Consider the following 23,143-nt stretch of genomic DNA (forward strand, 5'->3'; position numbering starts at 1 on the left):
TCTCCTCTCTGGCTAACAACACCAGATGAAACAATCCTTTACGCGACATCACATCGCACCATACGCTTGAGTGTGCCTGATATCTGCTGGGGCGACCATTTCCAATCGAGCAGGGTGAGAACGATGCGCCAGCAGACGCTTTCCGGGCAAAGCTTCGTGGGGCGGCGACTCGCGATGCGGCGTGCGGCGCTGAGCGCTTCGGCCGGCACAGATGCGTAACCAGCAGGAGAGCTGTTTCGCGACAGTTCACGGCTCACGGTGGCCGGCGAGCGTCCGAGTATTCGGGCCATGGCCCGAATACTCACATCTTGTAGCCGCAGGCTTGCAATGGCGAGGCGTTCTTCAGGTTGAAGCTGTTGGTACGAGGCTTTGTCGGGCATTGCGACACCATATACGAGATAGGTGTTGCACTTCGCTTTTGATAGCGCCCTGCGTTATCCGTACCAGCTCGGGCGGCTCGCAAGAGCACCTGAACCAGAAGCGCTTCCGCTAGCACCACCAGCGACGGCAGCGGCAAAGCACGCACATCGAAGCGTTGCGATATTGCAACTTTTTGTGAAACTTAGTTCACCAGGAGTATTCTTCAAACCGAATTCAGACACTTAATCTTTTCGCGGAGATCAGTCGATGAAGAACACTACTATGGCGACTATTTCGCTAGCATTGCTCGGCGCCGCGGGCGCAGCACAAGCGCAGTCTAGTGTGACGCTCTATGGCGTGATCGACGCAGGTCTCTCTTATGTAAGCAATGCTGACGAAGCAAGCAACCATCGGTGGGGCACTCAAAACGGAATCCTGTCGGGCAGCCGTTGGGGCTTGAAGGGTCAGGAAGACTTAGGCGGCGGCCTGAAGGCAATTTTCCAGTTGGAAAACGGCTTTGACCCGAGCACGGGCCAGTCGAATCAGGGTGGCCGCGAATTCGGGCGTCAAGCGTTCGTCGGTGTGACCAGTAATACCTGGGGTACGCTGACGTTGGGCCGCCAGTACGATCCGTCGGTCGACATGGTTCAGGGCATCACGGGCGACAACTATTTCGGCAGCATCATGGCAACGCCGGGCGATATAGACAACTACGATAACGACCTGCGCGTGTCAAACTCCGTGAAGTACGTTTCGCCGAACTATGCCGGCTTCCAGGTCGAAGGCATCTATGGCTTCAGCAACGTGGCAGGTGCGACGGGTCAAGGCCACACCTGGGGTGCGGGCGCGACGTACAACAACGGCCCGTTCGCTCTCGCGGCCAGCTACCTCTATGCGAACAACCCGTCCGCAGGGCGCCCGACTGCCGCTGGCGGCGGCTGGAACAGCCCGTCGTCGGACTCGCTGTTCCTGAGCCCGGTCAACATTGGCTACCAGACGGCTAGCGCGATCGCTATCGCTCGTGCGGCGGGCCAATACGCGTTCGGCCCATTCACGCTCGGCGCTTCGTACAGCAACGCACAGTATAAGAACGACGGCAATTCGCTCTTCAGCCAGTACGAAAGATTCGATGTCGGCAACGGTTTCGTGAACTGGCAGCTTTCGCCGGCGATGCTGCTGGGCCTGGGCTACACGTACACGCATGCTCACGGCGACACGTCGGCCACGTATCATCAGGTCAGCCTGGGCAGCGATTACTCGCTGTCAAAGCGCACTGACCTTTATGCTGTCGCGGCTTATCAACACGCAAGCGGTACGCAGAAGAATGCGGACGGCGTGACGACCTCGGAGGCACAAGCTTCGAACGGTAGTTTCGGTTACAGTAGCGGCAGCAGCCACCAGGAAATTGTGATCGTCGGCATCCGCCACAAATTCTGATTGTCATCCCGCGTCTGACTGGGCCATTCCAGCATGCGGACGCGGTGATGGCGCGCGTTGATCCGCCGTCGCACAGGGAGGCTGTGGCGTCGTGTTCACGGCTGACGATTAGAGGGTTCTGCTAGTTCAAACGGCGCCCGTACTTTGTGCCAGAACGCCTCAAGCGTCACACGCTTGAGCCGTTTCTTCATGGCGATCGTTATTTGGGACGGGCCATAATGTACTTCAACGGGCAGATTTAGCATCGTCTTGCAACAAGGGGAACGGTTCGGGGAAGATAGCTGGCGTCTACAGCCTCAGAGCGCCCGCTCTCGACGTACGGGAGATGTGCGGAACTGAAGATCAAGGCTGAAATCCCACAGTTAATTACGCGTGTCAAGAGTCAAGCCACTGACGGCCAGCCGGCGAAACTCCATCCAGCCATTGTTCGTTATGAGAGACCACGATGCGACTGCTTTTGGTGGAAGCGCATGACATGGTCGCTGCGACGGTGCTCGGGTCCATGCGGCGCGCGACATATACGATCGACTGGAAGCGCGAGGAAGAGACGGCAAGGCAGGCGCTGCTGCACGAACCCTATGATCTGGCGCTGCTAGCCTTAGACGTTGCTCGACTGAACGGAACCGAGTTATTAAACGCTGATCGGAAAGCGGGCGGTTCAGCGCCGATACTGATTTTGACCGAACGCGATGAGGGTGCGGACGGCATCGAAGTCTATTTGCGGGCGCCGATGATTTCATGAGGAAACCGCTCGACTTCGACGAGCTTGCCGCGCGCGTTTACGCCTTGCTGCGCCGCCGCGCCGACCGCCCCCAGGCGGTGCACGTCCATGGCGGACTCACGCTGGATCCGGCCGCGCACGAAGCGAGCAAGGACGGCAATCCATTGCTTCTTACGCCTCGTGAATTTGCGATATTGGAGGCTTTAATGGAAGAGACCACTCGCGCAATCAGCCGCACAGAGCTTTCCAAACTGTTATACGGACAGGGACCAGACCCTGAGAGCAACACGATACAGGTGTACGTAAATAGCCTGCCTCAGAAGATCGGCGAAGACAAGATCATTACCCTGCGGGGCTTGGGGTACCGGCTGAAGATGACGTAACAGAAATGTACGCGCAGGTCAGCTACAGGGCGCTCCCGATAACAAGGCCTATCAACACTGCCCCAACGATTCTGACGCTTTGGTCGCAGGAGGTGCCGCGGCGCGAGTTTCTGCGCGCCCTCCGAGGGAATCGCGCCGACACATGCTCGAATAGCATCGCGTGTTTCTTGTATATGTTCGTGAACAACACCAAATTAGAACGTTCGCCATTTAGGCGCGATGAGATACACCAAGATCAAATTTCGTTTCGAACACAGGGCTAGAATTTATGGCATTGCTTTCTCTGACATAACGACTAGATTCTAAGTGTGCTTCTCCTTTTGCACCGGACCCATCAGTCCACTGGCGATTTTTTGAGCGCTCATGCCGCTTCGAACCGCCCCGCGCTAGCGCTCATCCTGCGCCCCCCTCTTAAGAGCTTGCTAAGCCGATTCTCTGCGTTTCACGAATGGGACTCGGCGAGACATCGCATTCAACGCGACCACGCACATGGTCGTGCTTAACCAACTCATGTCGCAACGTTATGCCACGAGCGACTGAAAAGCAGCTTTCCAACTCCTTGGGGGAAACATCATGAAGGCAATTCACCTCATCTCCGCAGTCGTGCTAGGCGCGATTGCACTGAACGGAGTCCATGCGCAAGATAAAACGGACACGCAGCAGCCTGCTCAGGTGAACGCGGCAGCGCCCTCTGCGTCGACGGACTATGGCGGTGTCAGCTCGACTAAAGACGCCTCCGGCTATTCCTCGTATTGGGCGGCCAGGCCAGCGATGAATTGCAGCCCCAGAAGTCTTTGCAACACATCCGGCGGGGGTCGCTGAGCTGAGAACTCATTTGGTCGCCTGTCTTTTGTCCCCATCGATTTTTAGCCTGGATCGCCTTTCGATACAAGCGAGACGCGGTTGCTAACACTCGTCGCGCACTTCCTGATTTTGAGGACTGAGGCCTTTAAGGCGCTGTTGGTGTCGTTTTGCGTCGAGGGCTTTTCAAGCGATGGGGACTTGATCAACACGTCGCCGAACACAGATCTGCAATCTGCCACCGCAGATAAGGATGTGGGGCGCCTGCCGGGACCGAAGTTCCATCGGGGGCCGAAACTCGCGCGGGTGCGCTCATCTGGGCGGAGGTCAAGACGCTCGACGTGGGTACATTCGGACCGCCACTGCTTTGCCCGCTCTTCCTGCGTATCCCAGAAGGTGCCGGTTGCAGCCGTCGGGGTATTCGAGAGGAACAGGCCCTATAAAACGAGCAGTCACATCCGCAGAACCGGACCCGTTTTGCAGCCCGTAATTGTTGACACGACCCAAAAGCCGCCGCGCGGACCCGACACATGAGCGTTTCCCCGATGACTCTCACTTCCCGCTATACCGAAATCCCCGATCTCGCCGACGACATCCCCTCCCTGCGCGAGATTCGCCACCACATCCACCAGCATCCTGAACTTGCCTTCGAGGAACTGCAAACCGCTGCGCTCGTCGCGGAGAAGCTTGCCGATTGGGGCTGGCAAGTGACGCGTGGCGTCGGCGAGACGGGTGTCGTCGGCACGCTGAAGGTGGGCGAGGGCGCGCGCAGCATCGGCCTGCGCGCGGACATGGACGCGCTGCCGATCGTCGAGCAGACCGGCAAGCCCTACGCCAGCGCGACCCACGGCAAGATGCACGCATGCGGCCACGACGGTCACACGACGATGCTCCTCGGCGCCGCCCGCCATCTCGCACGCACGCGGCGTTTCAGCGGCACGGTGCATCTGTACTTCCAGCCGGCGGAGGAGCGCAGCGTCCCGAGCGGCGCGCAGAAGATGATCGCGGACGGCCTCTTCGATCGCTTTCCCTGTGACGCCGTGTTCGGCGCGCACAACCATCCGGGCATGCCGCCGGGTACGTTCCTGTTCCGCAAGGGCGCGTTCACGGCCGCGGGCGATATGGTGACGATCACGATCGAAGGCGTCGGCGGCCATGCGGCGCGGCCGCACCTGACGGTCGATCCGGTCGTGGTGGCGTCGAGCGTCGTGATGGCGCTGCAGACGATCGTCTCGCGTAACGTCGATCCTTCGCAGCCGGCCGTCGTCACGGTTGGCTCGCTGCACGCGGGCACGGCGAACAACGTCATCTCGAATTCGGCGAAGCTGGAACTGAGCGTGCGCTCGTTCAGCGAGGACGTGCGCGCGCTGCTCAAGCGCCGCATCGCGGAACTGGTCCAGGCGCAGGCCACGAGCTACGGTGCGACGGCAATCGTGGCGTACGTGGGGGGCCATCCGGCCGTCGTGAACACCGACGCGGAGACGGAATTCGCCACGCGGGTTGCGCGCGAACTGGTCGGGGAAGAGAACGTCGTCGCGAACGCGGATATCCTCATGGGCAGCGAAGACTTTGCGTTCATGCTGCACGAGCGCCCAGGCTCGTTCCTGTGCATCGGCAACGGCGCTGGCGAGGATGGCTGCATGGTCCACAACCCGCAGTACGACTTCAACGATGCCAACCTTCCGATCGGCGCGGCCTACTGGACGCGTCTCGTCGAACGGTTTCTCGCACAATAACTTTTATAAAACTTTAAGCGCATGACGCTCGTCACGCACGGCCGAAGCGAGGGCTCTATTGCACGATGACGAATGCAAGATCGCTCTATTACGGTCTCCGATTCCGGCAGTCGTCGTGACGAAGGATCTGTCCGCTTCGCAACTCTATCTTGCGTTTAAACAGAATCGTCAGCGCGTTGCTGCGGCTGTCGCAGAAATCTACGTGTAGGATCTCGTCCCGTACCGCGGTTCGCCGACTGCATGAATCACAGGCGCGACACCAACGAGCAAGCCGGGCGCTGTCATTAAGTCGACGACTCATGCCTGCGCCAACCTGGCGCAGCTACTTTTTACGCCGTTGACCCATCAGCTTCACGATGTCGGTCGTCGGCGCGCTGGTCAAGAGGCGAGGGATGTCTTCGAGATGGACCCAACGGCATTTGGAGATTTCGTTGCTCGGGCGAGCCTTGGCGCGATTTGAAATTTCACAGGAGAACACGTGATGGTGCTTTTGCTTGCCACGAAAGTCGAAGAGATACTTCGCCGACTTCCCGGACAGTCGCGTTTCTTCCTTGAGCTCCCGAAGTGCGGCGGCCGAGATGTGTTCGCCGTGCTTCAGAATCCCACCTGGCAGTGCCCACTTCGACTGACTACGTGCGACCAGGAGGATTCGCTTACCTCTGCGACAGATGACGGTGGCGCGTTTCTTCAAACTGACCTCCCACTTATCTTCCAGGTATTTTCGAGGCGCTTTATGCGCCAGCGTATCGGGCACTGCTTGATATAACCGAGCATCCTAATACAGAACCGCAGTCGCCCGGCGACGCCTCGACCTGATCGCTGTTTACACGCAACAACTTGAAAGGCGTTTCATCAAATCGACACAGAAATTGGGTTCCGAGAATATCGCTGTGGTAAGGTCGGGCAAACCACGTTTCGTCCGACTCGAGGCTCCAATGGTGGATATGGATGCTGACTGGCCCTTACCGCGGCCAATCAATCTTTTCAAGGAAGAACAGCGGCCGGCGGTTTCATCGCTATCAACGACAAGTTCCATCGCAAGTACTTTCTCATCACTGGCTACACCGGTGGTCGCCGAGGCAGTGCGGCGGGCGCGGGAACTGGCCACGAATTGCGATGCTGAAGGATTCCACCAGCTTCGCGTCGCATTCAGAAAACTGCGTGCCTTGTATTGGGCCTATTCGCCCTACCTCGGTGAAGAGGCAACCGCGCAGGCCACCGAAGAGTTCAAGCGCCTTGCTGCGGTAGCCGGTGGAACGCGCGACTGGGACATTGCTGGCGATCTTTTGAAAGGCGCGCGGGAGTCACGCGCATCGATGGGACTGCTCGTGGCCGCTGCGCGTGAGAAGCGGGCACAAGCAGTGGTGCATAGCCAGACGATGATAAAGAGCGACGATATCGAGGCGTTTCTGAATGACGTCTTGCTTCGCGCGCAAGTGACGTTGGAGTCGAGCTGCAACGATCTTCCCATTCAGGAGTTCGCCGAGGATCGTGTTCGTCGCGCGCAGCGCGCACTGAAGAAGCGCAGCAGATATGCATCTCGTAACGACACCGCCCACGAAGAAGATCTCCATGATGTTCGCAAGGCCGGCAAGAAGCTGAGGTATCTGCTCGAGTTTTTTCAACCCGTCATCAAGGGCGGACACGATCGCACCATCAAAGAATTGACGTCCGTGCAGAACAAGCTCGGCCAGTTCAACGACATTGCCGCAAGCGAGACCCTGATTCGGAGTGCGTCATTCAACGACATTCCACCCGAAGTTGTGCAGGAGTCGCTGCAATGGCTGGAAAAGCAGAAGTGCCGACGGATGCGTGCAGCATCGCAGCGTGTTCGAGCCATCGCAAGCTGAGCCTGCCGCGATTTCCAACGCCGAGCACGGCATTTTCAATGAGTTGTCTGGCCGGGTTGGCGTGAAGCGGGGCGCTATGTTTATCGGTCCATTCCGGCGTGGCGTAGCCAGCTTATAAGCGCGGCGGGGTCACGCCGGGTCATCTGCAAAGCCGATCACGCCGTCGGGACGCACAGCGAAGAGCGCTCCAATACCTGAAGGCCCATTTCAGCGTTGACCCCTTTAGGGGCGTCAGCGCTTATTCGATTTTTCTGTGGCCGGTGATTCAAGATCGGCCAAAAATCGGGAGGCTGCGAATTGCAGCGATCAGGTCACCGTTGGCCAGAAAATCGGCGGAAGGCCAGATAGTCGGCGCGACCGCGACTATCACCCAAACGATGTTTCGTATTGATCGCCAGCGATTCCCTTTCGAACCAGCCCCGAAGGCCAGAAAAGGTACACCGGTCTTTTGTAATAGGTCGCTCCTGTATAGATGCTGATGGCGGACGGAATGACTCTTGAAAAGATAAATGACAAAGAGCCGACAAGCGTGTGTAATCGGCATTACAGTCCGGCATGACCCAATAACCCACCGTTGGCAGCGAAGGGCGGCCGTCGCCCCTATCGCCATTCGACCAGGTGGCAATCGGAATTTTTTTAAGTACAGCGGGAATATTAGAAGGATAGCGATCGTTAACCCTCCTCTGGCGCCAACTCGCGGAGCAATTTCCGCATAGCGGAGGACGAAGATGTCGTTATCTAAAGCATTTATCGGCGTAGCAAAGCAATTGTTGCCCGACTATCTATTTTTGAGCATGCAACATCGAAAGAAGGTCGGACGCTTTCCGAATTTGCAGAAGCCCACCACATACAACGAGAAGATCCTTCACCGATGCCTCCATCCTGATCCACGATACGCTACTTTGACGGACAAACTCACCGTCCGCGATTATGTGAAATCCAAGATAGGCGAAGAGTATCTGATACCTCTGATTGCAGAGCCTGAATCGCTGACTAGAGAGGTATTCGACGCGCTTCCTTCGGCTTTTGTAATGAAGGCGAATCATGGAAGTGGATACGTCAAGGTAATTAAAGACAAGTCGACGACCAGTTTCGAAGAATTGAACGATCTTGCCACTCAGTGGTTATCGGCCGATTTCTATCGCGTGGCGCGCGAGCGACACTACCGTGCTATCAAGCATCGGATCTATTTCGAAACCTTGCTGCTAGACGAGCGCGGCGCCGTTCCGGCAGACTTCAAAATATATGTGTTCAAAGACGACAACGGCTGCAAGACGGTGTTTCTCTGCGTGATCTCCGATCGATTCACGGATCACCCACGCGCTGATTTCTACGACGCCCAATGGAATCTCCTCGACATCGGTATCGGTCATTTCGGGCGTAGCAAGTCTCCCCATCCGCGCCCTGAGAACCTTCCGATGCTTTTGGGTCTCGGAGAACGGCTGGCCGAGGAGTTCCAATTTGTTCGGGTCGACCTTTATTCACCGCAAGGCAGGATCTATTTTGGCGAGCTCACCTTTACGCCCGGCGCAGGGGTACTTCAACTTCGGCCGGACAGCGTCGACTATGAGTGGGGCAGGTACGTTCAGGATACTCGAGCGCATTGAAGCAACGCCTCTTCGTTCAAGCATCGCTGGCTGCAGGCGATCCCCGTAGCTCCAGTACGAAATTCTCACATTTGCCCACATCTCATGTTTCCGTTGTTCACGTCGAACGCGCGGATGTAGTTGTCCGCCGTCGCGCAAACGAGCACGACACCGCCCGCAGTGACCGACGACGGAGCGGTTGTAAAGTGGTGCGCGTGCGCATTGAAACGTCATCGCGGCTGCACAGGGCTTGCGTTGCCGTGATGTCCGGAGGATAGCAACCCTTGCACCGGGATAGACGGGCGCGGGAGGTCGGCGGGAGGCCGTCGTGACCGGTGGTGCGCCGGGCCCTTCGCTGTGTCCTCCGTGCCGAAGGGCCGGAGGGCCGAAGGGCACGGAAGGGGCTGGAGCTCGTGGTGATGTAAGCTTTAGCCCGTACTCTCGGCACAAAGCACAGCTCGGGCGCGGCGAAGCTTTTCGCAGCAGCGATCGCCGGGCGACCCGGTACTCACAGGGGTGACCTTTCGGAAGGGGTCTCCATGCACGCATTCATGCGGCGAGAATCGAGCCGTGCCATGGTCTTCGCCAGACGGCTGGCTGGAGCACTTTTGCATGCCGGCTTGTCGCGCGCCATGGGGTGTGCCTGCTTGTGGCTGTCCGTGACCAGCCTCCTCGTTTTGTCGACTGCGGACATCAATCCGGCGGCAGCCGCGTTGCCTGCTGGGCTGCAAAACATCATCAACAGCGCGACGGGTGGTCCGGCGCCGCCAGCCTCGCCGGCGCAGGCTGCTTCGGCACCGACGCCTGCCAGCCAGGCCGAAATGACGCGCTCGCTGGACAGCCTGATCGGCACGCTGGAGAGCGATCCAAAACGTAAAGAGTTGGTCGCCCAATTGAAGGGGCTGCGTGCAGCGACCCAAAGTACCGCGCCTGCGGCGCCGGCATCGTCCGGACAGGTTAATAGCGATCTGCTCGGCGCGATTGCATCGGGCATTGCATCTGTCGAGACGGATCTGAGCGAGGGCCGCACGCCCCTGCATTACTGGGTGGCGCGTTCGAGCGGGGCGGCACAAGAGCTGTGGACCATTCTCCGGGGCGGGAGCGGGCAGTCGTTCGGGCAGGTCCTGCTCGGCATGATCGCGACGCTTGCGGGCTGGGGCGCATGCGCTGCACTGTTGATCTATCTGCGGCGACGCATCAGTGCGCGCTATGGGTGGAAGGTCGCGCTCGAACCGAATCCAACGTCGTTGGAACTGTTGAGCTTCGCGTTTTGGCGCACGGCCCCATGGATCATCGGATTCGTGGCAGTGGCGCTGTTTATGCGGGGAATGCCTGACGCGCTCGGAAGCACGCTCGGGCTTGTGATTGTCTATGCCGTGGTCGCGGGCTCAATCTTCTCTGCGATTTGCCTGATCGTGTTCTCGGCGTTCAACACGGCGCACCGGCGTGTCGCAGTTCATCAGCTGCTCGCGCAAACCCGCTGGCCGCTTTTCGCGATCGGTGCATGTGGTGCGCTCGGTGACGCGACGGCCAATCCGGACGTCACTAGCCTGCTCGGCGTGAACCTCGCCGGGCTCGTGTCGGCATCTGCAAACGTGGCGGCGGCCGTCCTGATCGGCTATTTCGCGCTTGCTTACCGGCGGCCCGTCACCCATCTGATACGCAATCGCCCGTATGGGCGAAGGCGAGATCACAAACTCGCTACGGAAGCGCTCGACATCCTCGCATCGCTCTGGAACATCCCGATTCTTTTGATCGCGATCGCGTCGGTCGTGGCGATCATCGATGCACGCGGTTCGGAAGAGAACGTTTTACGGCCGTCGCTTCTCAGTGCGCTGTTACTCGTCCTCACGCTCTTCGTGTCAGCACTTCTCATACATGTGACGCGTCGAAGGGACACGCGCGCACACCGTCGCGCGCCGCATTTGATGCGACTCTTGCGCTTCGCCAGCATGCTGCTTGTCCTTCTGGTGTGGCTCGCGTTCATTCGATTCGAACTGGACGTGTGGAGCGGGCCGATCGCGCGGATGATCAAGCACAGCGCGATGACACCCAGTTTCAAGCATGCGCTGGTTACGGTCATCGGGACGGTTTTCGGTGCCTGGTTCATATGGATACTTTGCGACACCGCAATTCTCAATACGCTGGGCCCGAGCAGTTCGCGTAGCAAGGCACTCGACCCTGGCGTGCGCGCACGCACGATGTTGCCGCTCGTGCGCAACGCTGTCTTCACAACGGTTGCAACCCTCGCCGCCATCGTCGCCGCCGCCACACTGGGCGTCAATCTGACGCCTCTCCTGGCGGGCGCTGGCGTGATCGGTCTTGCAGTCGGCTTCGGTGCAAAGGCGCTCGTCACCGATCTGATCACGGGCCTGTTCATCATTGTTGAGGAGACGATTTCGGTCGGCGACTGGATTGAAATTGACGGCAGTCACGCCGGTATCGTCATGGACCTGACGATTCGCACGGTCCGTTTACGTGACGGACAAGGCGCGGTTCACACCATTCCCTTTTCGCAGATCAAGATCGTGAAGAACCTGTCGCGCGACTTCGCCAACGCGGTGTTCGAGGTACGGGTGCCGTTCTCCGTTGACCTCGAGGATGTCTCGCGCATGATTGTGGAAGCGGGCGCAGATCTGCAGCGAGATTTTCGCCTGCGCAAGGAAATACTTGCGCCCGTTGAGGTGTGGGGGCTCGATCGATTCGAGGCCAACTGGATGGTTGTGAAAGCGCAGATCAAGACGCGGCCGCTGCAGCAGTGGAGCGTGGCGCGCGCCTTTAACGCGAGGCTCAAGCACAAGATGGATGAGGCGGGTATTGAGATTCCGGTGCCGCATATGCGGCTTCATACGCCGCCGAACGGACCGAACGCAGCGTCGCAGCCTGACGATGGCGACCCGGACGAAAGCGGGCAGGGGATCGATGCGAACAGTGAGCGCCGACGCAGGCCGGCTACCACCACGCCGCTGGAACAGCGCGTACTCAAAGAGCCGCCCGCGCCGCAGCCACCGGCGAGTCAGAAAGGCCCCATATCGTCGGCCGATTCGCCGGACAGTGATACTGACCGTCTCTGAGGATCTATACGGTGTCCGAGGATGCGTGCGTGGCCGCCTCCTCATATCGCATGTTGTGCAGCACGATCCGGTCGATGACGCCCACGCTGATTGCGTCGCCTGCTGCGAGCAGGCTTTTGGTGTCGTCAATCGACTCACCATCCGTATCCCATCTTGACGAGCAAGGCTTTGTTGCCCTCCTTTCCTAGCGCGAATTCCATATTGGCAACGATGCCCTGAGCAGGCTTAAGGATGTACTGGACTCCAGCGCCCACGCTCGGAAAGCGGTTGGCCGAATCTGCGCAGCCGTTACGGTTCGCGCCATACAGGCACGCCACGCCGGCAAAGAGCGTGGCCGTCCAGCGCGCTGCCAGACGATGGCGTTCCTCGACTTCGAGAGAGGACATGTACTTGCCGAGGTACTCGCCCGTCGTATATCCGCGCAATAACACGGGCGCGTAGGCGCCCGGGGGTGCGTCCGCCGTCCACTGGTTGCTTTGCCGCACTGCAAATACATTCCCGTCTCCGTGGCTCCAGTATTGCCTGTAGTCGGCCCGGTACACGTTGAAATTGTTGCTTCCCTCGATACTTTGGCGATAGGCGATGTTGTTCACGTTGAAGTACCACCCGTGCTTCGGCGCGTCCACGATATCCCGTGAATCGTGGTTGATAACCAAGCCGACCCCGCCCGCCTTGAAACCGGTCAACCCGAGGACGTTGAGTATGTCATCGTCCAGAGCCGTCTGTCCCACGATCTGGTAGTTGGTGAAAATCGCCTGTGCGCCGACGAACCAGTCGCTTTTCAGGCGGTACAGGTAGCGGCCCACCAGCGCCCGCAAGTGGTCGTCGGACTTCAACGGAGTACCGGTCCCGAGAAAGTTGTCGTAGTCGTTCTTGATCACTCCGCCAACGGCCAGCACGGAAAGCCGATGTTGGTCGTTGGCGAACGATGTTCGGGCGAAGATCGCTGTGGTCGCGGAATTGGTCGACGTGTACTGTGCGCTGATACCAAACATCGACACTTGCGACTGAGCGTCGAATTTTCGAACGTAAGCGCCGAGTGCACCGAACGAGGTGCCGAGCTTCGGGTTGTTCGAGAACGTTGGCAAGACCAGCCAAGGCGAAGGCGCTTTTGCCGGCTCCGGAGATTTCGCTGGCTCCTGCGCCTGGATCGGCTCCTCATCGGCGCGCACGGCGCTACTGATCGCAAGCAGAACGCAGACGCTCAAAGTGGCGGCGTCGAGGCGAACGCTTCGGCGCCGGGTGGCGGGTGCTGCACCATCAGGCCTTCGCTGACTATGCATGGCAGGACACCTCTTCCGGGTACCCGTGTGGTTTTTTTGTACTTCCCGTGGCCCCGAATGCGTCTTCGCGGTCGCCATCGGCAGTATATCTAACACGGACCGATTTCAATCGGGTCGGCTGCTGCCGAATGAAGGACGATCAGCGGCGGCTAACACGTCGGTTCGGGTCCCGAGGCGATGCCGCGCTCGTACACATCCGCGACAGATGCCGTGTAGCCGTTTCCTTCCTGGTCGGTGCCGCGATAGACTTCGTCGCAGAGCACGAAGGCGCCGACCGACCGCGCGATCTCGCCGACTTCGGTCAGGAATTTTCCGTCCATGAGCTAGCCGGTCGGGTTGTTCGGATTGTTGATCGGACGAAAGGCACGGCGGCGATACGCGCGACATCCTGCGATGTCTGAATGCGAGCGTACGTTGAAAGCAGGCGAATCACCGGCCGAGATCGCGACACGCCGAGCATGTTGCAGTCGAACAGTACGATCAAGTGGTATGCCAGTGTCGCCGCGCGGGCAGTAAAACGCCGCGCGAACCGTGCCGTCACCGCTCCGGCGGTCTGCTTGAACCTTCTCAAAACCGAGGTTTGCATGAAGCACTTCTGCCGAAGCACCATTGTCCGTTCCGCGTTCGTCGCATCGGTGGCAATTTGGGCCGGCATCGGGTCGCTGTGCGCGCCGGAGCACGCGTGGTCGGCTCAAATCGACGACCAGACCGACCCCCAGAGACTCATCCAAACAGTGACGCAGCAAATCCTGGACGAAGTGCGCCAGCAGGCACTCACGCCGGACGACATCCCGCGCATCATGGATATCGTGAACCGGGACATCCTCCCATACGTCGACTTTCGCCGCACTACGCAGTTCGCGATGGGCCGCTTCTGGCGCACCTCGACACCCGAGCAACAGAATCAGGTGGTCGAGCAGTTCAAGCTGTTGCTTATCCACACGTATTCCGGCGCGCTCACGCTGATCAACACGGATCAGAAATTCGAGTACCCGCCATCGCATACCGTGTCGAGCGACACCGATGCGGTGGTGCGCACGATCGCCTCGGGCAAGAACGGCCAAGTGCAGATCGACTACCGGCTGTACAAGTCACCCCAGGGTTGGCGCGTCTATGACATGAACGTGCTCGGCGCGTGGCTGATCCAGACCTACCGTACGCAATTCAACGACAAGATCCAGCAAAGCGGCGTCGACGGGCTGATCCAGTTTCTCATCGACCGCAACAAGCAACTTGCGTCATCGGCAGCTTGATCCCGATTTCCCATCACCTAGTCGCACCGCACGCTTAGCAGATCAGGCTCAAGCAGAACGGCCAATGGCCGCAGTGCACGGCGGATTCAACCGGTCGATTCCGGATGGAACCGAGTTCCGCTATGAGCCGACATTCCGTGGTGTGACAGAATTTGTTTTTGCCGCCCGACAGCAAGCGCCCGATGCGAACGTCGGGTGTCCCTCTGTAGACATTCGCGAGAATCCACATGATTCAAATGAGACGTCCCGAAGACGCGCTCTACGAATTTCAGACCGCTTGGAACAGTCACGACATGGAGTCCTTCGGAGCCTTGTTCCACGAGGATGCGACATTCGTGAACCGGTTCGGGCACTACGTGCGCGGCGTCGAGGCGATTATCAAGCTGCATGCGCCCATCCACGCAACCATCTACAGCGATTCCGCGCTTGAGAACGAGCTGATCGACGTGGTCCCGATCCGCGACGATGCGGCGGTCATGCACTTCTGGAGCCGCCTCACGGTCGGTGCTGCTCATCCGTCGGGCCCGCACGCTGTCGACACGCTGATCCTTGCCGTGCTGACGCGGGAGGTTGACGAGTGGCGAATCAAAGCGCTCGAGAACGTCACCCTGGCGAATCCACGCACGGGGGAAGCCGTCTTGAGAGACGGCCGGGGTTTTTGAGCGAGCAAGGAAATTGCTTCGACCACGAACTATGCCGTAGGCGGATGTCCTGCAGGCGGATCCGTGTGTCCGTCATGGGTCACGAGTGTGAGTTCGCTGACGCAGGAACCCGCTGTCTCGCTGCTCGACACCGCCACCGTCGGCAATCCGCCACGTTGCTGACTAAAGAACCCAGTCCGCTCCATTGTCGGTATTTGCCGAGGACTCACCGATTGCGACGACCACGCGCAAACGGCCATTCCAGTTTGGCTGCTGTCGGTTGCGTCGGATCGAGAGGCTGATGTGGGTCCGATAAGACTCAACTTTCTTGCAGGGGATCAGCTAAAGGCGCACACGAAAGCTGCTCGCTGCGACGCGTTTCGGTGTGGATAAAAAACAGCCGGCACGGTGATTGCTGAATTCGTGGTCAAGCAGGCGGCAACCGTCTGCGTTCCATATTTCAGTCCGATCAAGGAGGGACGGATCATGAGTAAGGCAATCAACACAATGATCGCGGCCGTCGCCGCACTCACGCTGTCCGGCGGCGTTTATGCACAGGCGGCCGGAGGCTCAAGCGGGAGCGGTTCGACGGGCAGCACGGCTGGCCCGGCGAACCAGGTCAACGGTGCAACGGGCGGCTACGGCACGCCAGGCACTACCAACTCGGACAGCGGCACGGCCGCCAGGTCGTCGAACTCGGGCCTGCCGAGTAGCACGAACAGCAACTCGACGTCTGGCAACAGCGCTCCCAAGAGCAACAACACTCTGGCGACTCCGAGCGTAGTATCGCCGGCCGCCGGCCAGTAGCAGTTTTGATCAATGAAGCGCGAAGCAAACAAGCGCTTCGATCGCATGGGGCGCAGGAGTAGTTGCGACCGGCGCCCCAGTTTCGCGGCTAGCAGGCGCTAGATAATACGAGGGACCTACACGGTCCCATGGAGTCGAGCGTCATGGTGCGTGCCGCGATCGCGGCGATTTGCTCGTAGCCTCGCGTGCGCCCGGTTCAAAGCTTCGAGCGCCTCGAGGATGATCACGCATTCAACTGAGCCCTGTTTGGGGCATCGACCCACGCACAGACTTCACCCGTCGCGAGTAGCGCTTCGCCTAGCACGAACCTCGCGTTCGACGCCGCTAGAGCGCGTTGCCGCTCTGCGCCGAAGTTGAACGCAAATGTCACGTCTCCTCGTCGGCGCGTGCGCAGTCCTTCGGGCAACGCCTGCATGGCTTGCCGCCTGTTGCAGCAACGCGCGATGCAGTGAGTGCGAGAGCCACGCGGCTACGTATCGGACGCAGCCGTGACTCACGATCGCGGGCCACCCGTCCTCGAAACGCGTGTCCACTTGCGCATTGCCGTTCGCGCGAACGTGCTCGCGCCAATGCACGGCGATGCCATTTTCCCCGCCGATCGACAGCGAAGGTTGCAGCGTCGGACGCAATGACTCGACTTCGAGCACCTGCATCGGCAGAACCTGCTGCAGGGCACCGGGCGGAAGATTGCCGGGAATCGCGAACGCGCCGGTCTTCGATCCGCTTCTCGGACCGAACACCCATTGCGCGGAACTGCGTTCGATCTGCCGGACGAGCGCGTCGTCGATCACGGCGATGCTCGGCACGACCACGAGCTGGTACCCGGAGAGATCCGCCGTCGCAGGCACGAAATCGACATCGATCCCAAGTTCGCGCAGCGCCTCATAGTAGTCGAAGGCGAGTGTCTTATAGTCGAAACTCTTGCCATGCCGCTGGATTTCGAACATCCACTGCGTTTCGTAATCGACTGCCGCGACCGTGTCCAATGTGCTGCGCAACCGCGAGAAGGTGCCCCCGAGACGGCGGAACGCGTCCTGAAGGCGATCTCCGAGCTCGGTTATCGGCCGAGCCTTAACGCACGCGCACTTGCGGAGGGTCGATCGTCGACGCTTGCGCTGATGCTCTCGAACCTGTCGAACCCGTTCTACCCCGAGTTTGTCCTGGCCGCCGAACGCGCCGCGCGCAAGGCGGGTCACTTCCTGATGGTCTGCAACACCGACGACGACGCGGAGATCGGTCGTGCGTATCTGAACCAGATCGCTGGGACGCTCGCCGATGGCGTGCTCGTGATGAACACCGACATCGCCACCAACGACCTGCTCGCGATCGGCGCGGCGCAGGCGTTGATATCGCTTGGACGTGCCATTCCGGACGATGTGTCGGTGATCGGCATCACCGACATCCAGTTGGCCAATCAGGTGCATCCCGCGCTGACGACCGTCGCGATCAACACGACCGCAATCGCGGAGCTGTCCATCGAGAGGCTGATTCGACTTATCCAGCAGCCGGCGCGCACGCCGGAGATGGTGCTGGCGCCACCCCCGGCGCTAGTCGTGCGCGCGTCGACGGGCGTGCGGCGTTCGCGCGCGCGATGAGCGTTGTTCCGAACGCCCGTTGAGGGTCTTGTCCGCGCCGCTTTTGCGTCAACTGCTGCGCGGATCCTCCTGTGGAAGCTTGCCGTAAAGCTGCCCCGTTTGTCCGCTTGCGATACCGTCCGCCATTCGCTGCAAATCGACCGACGTGTCTTTTGCAAGCAGCACGTAAGCGAGCCGGTTCGCACGCCATGTAACGGTCTTCATCTCGCCGACCTGCTGGGAACGTACGGGCGCATCGCCTTGTCCGTCCTCGATGATGCAGAGCGCCACCGGATCGCCCCGCTCCGGGAGATAGACCATCTGTACGAGCGGCCGGTCGTGGTAATTCAGCCGTTGCACGCGCTTGAACTTGAGGCCCGCCTGCCGCAGATCCGGCACGCTGACCGGCATGCCATCGCGCTGGTGAATATCGGAAAGCACCTGCTCCGTGCTGACCTTATCCTCCCTGATATTGGCGACGGTATCGCGTCCGTACAGCACCTGGTAATCGGCCACGCTCCGCACCCACGGATCGACACCCGGCTTGAATGGATTCGCGCCCCCCAGATAGCCGGTAAGAACGCCGGAACAGATGGCGCCCGCGACGAAAGCGGCCGCGGCCCACTGAACGGGCCAGCGCCGACCGCGGCGCTCGGCGGCGCGCTGGTGCGGCGTCGTCACGCTCACGAGTTCCTCGATGCGGCGCGTGAGACTTTCTGGCACCGGGGGCACGGCTTGCCGCTCGTAGGCGGCGCGATACGGCAGGCACGACGCGCGCAACGCGGCCACTCGGGCGGAAAGATCGTCAGAGTGCGCAATCGCGGCTTCGACCTCCGTGCGCTGTTCGGGCGGAAGCTCGCCATCGACGTATGACATCAGCAGTGAATCATCGACATTGATCATATTGATTCTCCCTTGCGAGCCGCGGACGATGGTTGCGCGCCGAATTGCTGCCCGATCGTGAGCCGCGCTCGCGACAGCCGGCTCATGACGGTGCCTATCGGCACATCGAGCACGTCGGCAGCCTCACGGTAACTGAGGCCTTCGATTGCGACCAGAACCATCACGACGCGCTGTGCGTCCGGCAGGGCTTCCACGGCGTTGATCACCTGGCGATGCAGCAAATCGATCTCCGGATTGTGCGATGCGGGATCGGCAAACGATTCTATGTCTTCGTCCTGCCAGTCCATGCTGCCGCGGTTGCGAATCGAACGAGCGCGCAGTTCGTTCATCCACGTCGAGTGAACGATCGAAAAGAGCCAGCTTAGTGCCGAAGTGCCGGGCTGCAACTGACTGCGCCGTTCCAGCGCGCGCACGCAGGAACGCTGGACGAGATCCTCGGCATCGTGCTGGTTCTGCGTCAGACGCAGCGCAAAACGCCAGAGTCGCGGCAACAACGTCGGCAGGACGGCGGGCAAATCGTCGTCGTTCATCGGGGCAGCTCCTGAAATGGGCGCGCTCATAGAACAAAACACCCAGTTCGCGCCTTTATTCCAAAGTTTTTTCGAGTTTTTTTGCGGAATAAGTCGTGGAGCCCGGCTGTTTTCGGGTCACTGGATGCGAAACAGCGCAGAGACGAACGACCGAAAAGGAGACAGATCATGGAGACCATCCTCGACAGGGCCCGGGAAGCGGGCATGGCGGTCATGCTGGAGGCGTGCATGGACGCGAGCATTTTTATAGCATAGCCGGTTCGCGTACGACGTTTCGAACGATTTGCGCGTCTTTGCGAAGCGCCGCTTGCGGATCGCGACACGTTCGCCCGATGGGCCGACGACGCGTGAGCGCCGGCTAAGTAAATCCGGCTTCGAGCGGATCGAGCCAATCGACATAGTTAGATATCCGAATCGATCGGAGGGCGAGTCGCGCTCCGAATCACTAGCTTCGCGATCCAAGTGGCGCGAATTGACCTGTGCGGCGAGACGCACACATTTTCTGGAGACTGAAATGGCCGTAGATATGTTCCTCAAGCTGGGCGACATCAAGGGTGAATCACTGGCCGTGGGCCACGTGGAAGAAATCGAATTTCTGAGCTGGTCATGGGGCTCGTCGCAGACGGGCACCACGCACAGCGGGACGGGCGGCGGCACGGGAACCGCCGCCGTGCAGGACCTGATGATCAGCAAGTACGTCGACAAGAGTTCGCCCACGATCGTGCAGTCCTGCTGCCAGGGCAGCCACATGCCCGAAGCGGTGCTTACGATGCGCAAGGCAGGCGGCAAGGAGCCTGTCGAGTACCTGAAGCTCACGCTGAAGGAAGTGCTTGTCAGCAGTCACTCGGTCAGCTTCGGCGGCGGCGACCAGGCCGTCGAGAACATCACCCTCAACTTCGCGCAATTCAACATGGAGTACCAGCCGCAGGACAACAACGGCGCGAAGAAGGGCGGCGTCGTCACCGGCAAGTGGAACATCCCGAAGAACGTTTCGGAATGATCGTTGGGCCGACCCTGCAAACCCCTGATCGCGATCCCCGGACATCACCATGAAGCATGCCCAAATCGCCGCCTGGCTGACCGACGTTGCACCGGAACTGCCGTGCGGAGAAGACGAGGAATACAGCGCGGAATTTCGTGCACTCGAACTGGCGGTGGCCGGCAAGCCGGATGTGCAGTACGGCGGGACCGTGGTTGCCGCGACGCCGCCCGACTGGACTCGGGCGCTCTCTCTCTCGATGACGCTGCTGGCGCGCAGCCGCGACTTGCGCGTGGCTGTGCATTTCACCCGGGCGAGCACGATCCGCGAGGGTTTCGAGGGACTGGCATGCGGGCTGGCGCTGATCGAGGGTCTGGTCGACCTGTATTGGGAGACCGTTCATCCGCAACTGGATGCAAGCGATAACGACGACCCGACTGCGCGCGTCAACGCGCTTTCGGGGCTCGTCGACGGCGCCGGCTTGCCGGCAGCGCTGCGCGACGTGCCGTTCGTGGCGCCGCCCGGCCAGTGCGGCTTCGCGCTGCGCGACATCGAAGTGCTTGCGGGCGAATCGTCGCCGGCCGAGGGCGCGGGCATGCCGACGCTCGCCGAAATCGACGCCGCTTTCGCGCAGTCGGGAACGGGCGAAGTGGAGGCGACCCGTGAGGCGCTTTGCGACGCGATGGCTTCGCTGGCACGGATCGAGGCGTTGCTGACCGAACGCGTCGGCCCGGCGCGCGCGCTTGACTTCAAGCCGTTTGCGCGGCTTCTGGCGCGCATCGCCGAGTTCGTCGGGGCGCGTGTCGCGGCATCGGGGGAAGGGGAAAGACAACAGGGCAGTGCGATGGAGACCAGCCGTAATCAAGAGGAAGCAGACACCGGATCGGCGACGCATCGCGCCGCCATGCCCGGTCCTGCAAGCCCGGCACGCATCGTAAGCCCGCGGGACGTGATCGACGCGCTCGACACGATCTGCGCGTACTACGCGGAGCACGAGCCATCGAGTCCGCTGCCCGTGTTGTTGCAGCGCGCGCGGCGGCTCGTGGGCAAGAGCTTTATCGAAATCATCGAGGACGTGGCGCCCGACGGCGCCGGTCAATTCAGGCATCTGGGCGGCGTCGAGTGAGACCTGCGCGGGGCGCATTCAACTGGCGGACACAGGAGTGACATCGTGGCAAAGGAAAGCAGTCAGAAGTTCATCGCGCGCAATCGCGCGCCGCGGGTGCAGATCGAGTACGACGTCGAAGTGTACGGCTCGGAGAAGCGAGTGAATCTGCCGTTCGTGATGGGCGTGCTCGCGGACCTGTCGGGCCAGCCCGCCGAACCGCTTGCGCCGGCCGCCGAGCGCAAGTTTCTCGAGATCGACGTCGACAATTTCGACGAACGCCTCAAGTCGGTCAGGCCGCGCGTCGCGGTGCAGGTGCCCAACACGCTGACGGGCGAGGGCAACGTGGCGATCGACCTGACCTTTGAAAGCATGGACGACTTCGCGCCGGCCGCCATCGCGCGCAAGGTCGAGCCGTTGCGGCGCCTGCTCGAAGCACGCGCGCAGCTCGCAAACCTCCTGACCTACATGGATGGCAAGACCGGCGCCGAAGCTCTGATCGCGCGCCTGCTTGAGGAGCCTGCCCTGATGCAGGCGCTGTCTGCCCAGCCGCGCCCAGAGGCACAAGCAACCGAAACCCAGACGCCGACCGAGGGAGCATGACGCGATGAACGATCTCAGCATCCAGCAACAGGGTGACGCCTTTGCGACCGCCATCGAACGCGCCCCGGACGTCAGCGACTTTTCGGCGCTGCTGCAAAAGGAATTCAAGCCGAAGTCCGAGCGCGCCCGCGAGGCGGTCGAGAGCGCGGTGCGCACGCTTGCCGAGCAGGCCTTGCGCGACACGGGCGTGATCTCGGGCGACGTGCTCGCAACCATCGAAGCGCTGATCGCGCAGATCGACCAGACGCTCACCGCGCAGATCAACCTGATCCTCCACAGCGAGCCGTTCCAGAAGGTCGAGAGCGCGTGGCGCGGTTTGCATTACCTCGTGAACAACACGGAGACGGACGAGTCGCTGAAGATCCGCGTGCTCAACATGTCGAAGGCGGAACTGCACAAGACGCTGAAGAAGTACAAGGGCATCGCGTGGGACCAGAGCCCGCTGTTCAAGAAGCTCTATGAGGAAGAATACGGCCAGTTCGGCGGCGAGCCGTACGGCGCGCTGGTGGCCGATTACTACTTCGATCACAGCGGACCCGATACCGACCTGCTCGCGCAGATCGGCAGGATCGCGGCGGCGGCGCACGCGCCGTTCATCGCGGGCGCGGACCCGACGGCGCTCCTGATGGAATCGTGGCAGGAGCTCGCAAATCCACGCGACCTGACCAAGATCTTCCAGACGCCCGAGCATGCCGCGTGGCGCTCGCTGCGCGAATCGGAGGACTCGCGCTACATCGGCCTCGCGATGCCGCGCTTTCTCGCGCGCGCACCGTACGGCGCGAAAACCGACCCGGTCGAGGAGTTCGACTTCGAAGAGGACACCGCAGGCGCGAACAGCAGCAAATATGCGTGGGCGAACGCGTCCTACGCGATGGCCGCCAACATCACGCGCTCGTTCAAGATGTTCGGCTGGTGCTCGCGGATTCGCGGCGTCGAGTCGGGTGGGGCAGTGGAAGGGCTGCCGGTGCACGCGTTTCCGACCGATGACGGCGGCGTCGACATGAAATGCCCGACCGAGATCGCGATCAGCGACCGTCGCGAGGCCGAGCTTGCCAAGAGCGGCTTCATGCCGCTCGTGCACAAGAAAAACTCGGACTTCGCCGCGTTTATCGGCGCGCAGTCGCTGCACAAGCCAGCCGAGTACGAAGACCCGGATGCCACCGCGAATGCAAACCTCGCCGCGCGCCTGCCATACCTCTTTGCGTGCTGCCGCTTCGCGCACTACCTGAAGTGCATCGTGCGCGACAAGCTCGGTTCGTTCAAGGAACGTGAGGACATGCAGCGCTGGCTGCAGAACTGGATTCTCCAGTACGTCGACGGCGACCCGGCCCACTCATCCGACGACACCAAGGCCCGCAAGCCGCTCGCGGACGCTCAGGTCGTCGTCGAAGAGGTGGAGGGCAATCCCGGCTACTACACGTCGAAGTTCTTTCTGCGGCCGCACTACCAGCTCGAAGGGCTGACGGTGTCGCTGCGGCTCGTGTCGAAGCTGCCGACCGCCAAGACCGCATGATCCC

At 60.7% G+C, this 23,143-nt stretch carries 20 protein-coding genes and 2 pseudogenes; 15 read left to right on the plus strand and 7 right to left on the minus strand.

The genetic code is table 11. The features are described 5' to 3' along the window. Window positions 1-59: 59 nt before the first annotated feature. A pseudogene (locus AWB81_RS21775) lies at window positions 60-380 on the minus strand (transposase); the annotation flags it as partial. 247 nt (window positions 381-627) lie between these two features. Between AWB81_RS21775 and AWB81_RS21780 the strand changes: the two are divergent. The 4 genes from AWB81_RS21780 (at window position 628) to AWB81_RS21790 (ending at window position 5,438) form a co-directional block, all read left to right on the plus strand. After that, on the plus strand, window positions 628-1,797 hold the full coding sequence (locus tag AWB81_RS21780; RefSeq protein ID WP_062638633.1) for a porin: 1,170 nt from the start codon (window positions 628-630) through the stop codon (window positions 1,795-1,797). A 445-nt stretch (window positions 1,798-2,242) separates the two neighbouring features. Next, on the plus strand, window positions 2,243-2,539 hold the full coding sequence (locus tag AWB81_RS48505; RefSeq protein WP_327372387.1) for a response regulator: 297 nt from the start codon (window positions 2,243-2,245) through the stop codon (window positions 2,537-2,539). After that, entirely contained in the window at window positions 2,536-2,901 is a 366-nt protein-coding gene (locus AWB81_RS48510) for a winged helix-turn-helix domain-containing protein (RefSeq protein WP_327372388.1), read from the plus strand. The genes AWB81_RS48505 and AWB81_RS48510 overlap by 4 nt, the downstream gene beginning before the upstream one ends. Before the next feature lie 1,346 nt (window positions 2,902-4,247). After that, window positions 4,248-5,438, plus strand: a complete 1,191-nt coding sequence (locus AWB81_RS21790) for a M20 aminoacylase family protein (RefSeq protein ID WP_062638634.1) — start codon at window positions 4,248-4,250, stop codon at window positions 5,436-5,438. Between the two features lie 322 nt (window positions 5,439-5,760). On the opposite strand, the gene AWB81_RS21795 is transcribed toward AWB81_RS21790, so the two are convergent. Beyond that, window positions 5,761-6,129, minus strand: a complete 369-nt coding sequence (locus AWB81_RS21795) for an NUDIX hydrolase (RefSeq protein ID WP_087135100.1) — start codon at window positions 6,127-6,129, stop codon at window positions 5,761-5,763. 247 nt (window positions 6,130-6,376) lie between these two features. Between AWB81_RS21795 and AWB81_RS21800 the strand changes: the two genes are divergently transcribed. From AWB81_RS21800 to AWB81_RS21810, 3 genes are all read left to right on the plus strand, one after another. Next, the gene (locus AWB81_RS21800) at window positions 6,377-7,288 is read left to right on the plus strand and encodes a CHAD domain-containing protein (RefSeq protein ID WP_062638671.1); all 912 of its coding nucleotides are present in this window, start codon (window positions 6,377-6,379) and stop codon (window positions 7,286-7,288) included. Between the two features lie 728 nt (window positions 7,289-8,016). Further along, window positions 8,017-8,895 (plus strand): ATP-grasp fold amidoligase family protein, encoded by an 879-nt coding sequence (locus tag AWB81_RS21805; RefSeq protein WP_062638636.1) that lies wholly within the window; start codon window positions 8,017-8,019, stop codon window positions 8,893-8,895. 638 nt (window positions 8,896-9,533) lie between these two features. Next, window positions 9,534-11,948, plus strand: coding sequence for a mechanosensitive ion channel family protein (locus AWB81_RS21810; RefSeq protein WP_235025859.1), 2,415 nt, complete (start codon window positions 9,534-9,536; stop codon window positions 11,946-11,948). A 134-nt stretch (window positions 11,949-12,082) separates the two neighbouring features. Here AWB81_RS21810 and AWB81_RS21815 read toward each other — a convergent pair whose 3' ends face one another. Both AWB81_RS21815 and AWB81_RS21820 read right to left on the minus strand, forming a co-directional pair. After that, on the minus strand, window positions 12,083-13,231 hold the full coding sequence (locus AWB81_RS21815; protein ID WP_200822531.1) for a BamA/TamA family outer membrane protein: 1,149 nt from the start codon (window positions 13,229-13,231) through the stop codon (window positions 12,083-12,085). A 149-nt stretch (window positions 13,232-13,380) separates the two neighbouring features. Continuing rightward, window positions 13,381-13,551 carry a hypothetical protein gene (locus AWB81_RS21820; RefSeq protein ID WP_235025860.1) on the minus strand — a complete coding sequence of 57 codons (171 nt, stop codon included), beginning with the start codon at window positions 13,549-13,551 and terminating at the stop codon, window positions 13,381-13,383. Between the two features lie 264 nt (window positions 13,552-13,815). Here AWB81_RS21820 and AWB81_RS21825 point away from each other — a divergent pair, with 264 nt between their 5' ends. The 3 genes from AWB81_RS21825 (at window position 13,816) to AWB81_RS21835 (ending at window position 15,932) form a co-directional block, all read left to right on the plus strand. Next, window positions 13,816-14,484: an MlaC/ttg2D family ABC transporter substrate-binding protein gene (locus tag AWB81_RS21825; RefSeq protein ID WP_062638672.1), complete on the plus strand. Its 669-nt coding sequence runs from the start codon at window positions 13,816-13,818 to the stop codon at window positions 14,482-14,484. A gap of 236 nt (window positions 14,485-14,720) precedes the next feature. Beyond that, entirely contained in the window at window positions 14,721-15,146 is a 426-nt protein-coding gene (locus tag AWB81_RS21830) for an SgcJ/EcaC family oxidoreductase (protein ID WP_235025861.1), read from the plus strand. 465 nt (window positions 15,147-15,611) lie between these two features. Next, entirely contained in the window at window positions 15,612-15,932 is a 321-nt protein-coding gene (locus tag AWB81_RS21835; RefSeq protein ID WP_062638673.1) for a hypothetical protein, read from the plus strand. 272 nt (window positions 15,933-16,204) lie between these two features. On the opposite strand, the gene AWB81_RS21840 is transcribed toward AWB81_RS21835, so the two are convergent. Further along, window positions 16,205-16,879: a beta-galactosidase trimerization domain-containing protein gene (locus tag AWB81_RS21840; protein WP_235025862.1), complete on the minus strand. Its 675-nt coding sequence runs from the start codon at window positions 16,877-16,879 to the stop codon at window positions 16,205-16,207. A gap of 31 nt (window positions 16,880-16,910) precedes the next feature. On the opposite strand from AWB81_RS21840, the pseudogene AWB81_RS21845 reads away from it, so the two are divergent. Further along, window positions 16,911-17,527 (plus strand): annotated as a pseudogene (locus tag AWB81_RS21845) (LacI family DNA-binding transcriptional regulator). 48 nt (window positions 17,528-17,575) lie between these two features. Here AWB81_RS21845 and AWB81_RS21850 read toward each other — a convergent pair. Both AWB81_RS21850 and AWB81_RS21855 read right to left on the minus strand, forming a co-directional pair. Continuing rightward, window positions 17,576-18,409, minus strand: a complete 834-nt coding sequence (locus AWB81_RS21850; protein ID WP_062638640.1) for an anti-sigma factor family protein — start codon at window positions 18,407-18,409, stop codon at window positions 17,576-17,578. Then, on the minus strand, window positions 18,406-18,939 hold the full coding sequence (locus tag AWB81_RS21855; protein ID WP_062638641.1) for an RNA polymerase sigma factor: 534 nt from the start codon (window positions 18,937-18,939) through the stop codon (window positions 18,406-18,408). The genes AWB81_RS21850 and AWB81_RS21855 overlap by 4 nt, the downstream gene beginning before the upstream one ends. Before the next feature lie 514 nt (window positions 18,940-19,453). On the opposite strand from AWB81_RS21855, the gene AWB81_RS21860 reads away from it, so the two are divergent. The 4 genes from AWB81_RS21860 to tssC are packed head-to-tail and all read left to right on the plus strand — an operon-like array spanning window position 19,454 to window position 23,139. Further along, window positions 19,454-19,939 carry an Hcp family type VI secretion system effector gene (locus tag AWB81_RS21860; protein ID WP_062638642.1) on the plus strand — a complete coding sequence of 162 codons (486 nt, stop codon included), beginning with the start codon at window positions 19,454-19,456 and terminating at the stop codon, window positions 19,937-19,939. Between the two features lie 49 nt (window positions 19,940-19,988). Next, window positions 19,989-21,044, plus strand: coding sequence for a type VI secretion system protein TssA (tssA, locus tag AWB81_RS21865; protein ID WP_062638643.1), 1,056 nt, complete (start codon window positions 19,989-19,991; stop codon window positions 21,042-21,044). A 45-nt stretch (window positions 21,045-21,089) separates the two neighbouring features. Continuing rightward, window positions 21,090-21,626 (plus strand): type VI secretion system contractile sheath small subunit, encoded by a 537-nt coding sequence (tssB, locus tag AWB81_RS21870; RefSeq protein ID WP_062638644.1) that lies wholly within the window; start codon window positions 21,090-21,092, stop codon window positions 21,624-21,626. Window positions 21,627-21,630: 4 nt separating this feature from the next. Next, window positions 21,631-23,139: a type VI secretion system contractile sheath large subunit gene (gene tssC / locus AWB81_RS21875; RefSeq protein WP_062638645.1), complete on the plus strand. Its 1,509-nt coding sequence runs from the start codon at window positions 21,631-21,633 to the stop codon at window positions 23,137-23,139. Window positions 23,140-23,143: the final 4 nt, after the last annotated feature.

Source organism: Caballeronia arationis (genome assembly GCF_001544975.2).
Lineage (GTDB): Bacteria > Pseudomonadota > Gammaproteobacteria > Burkholderiales > Burkholderiaceae > Caballeronia > Caballeronia arationis.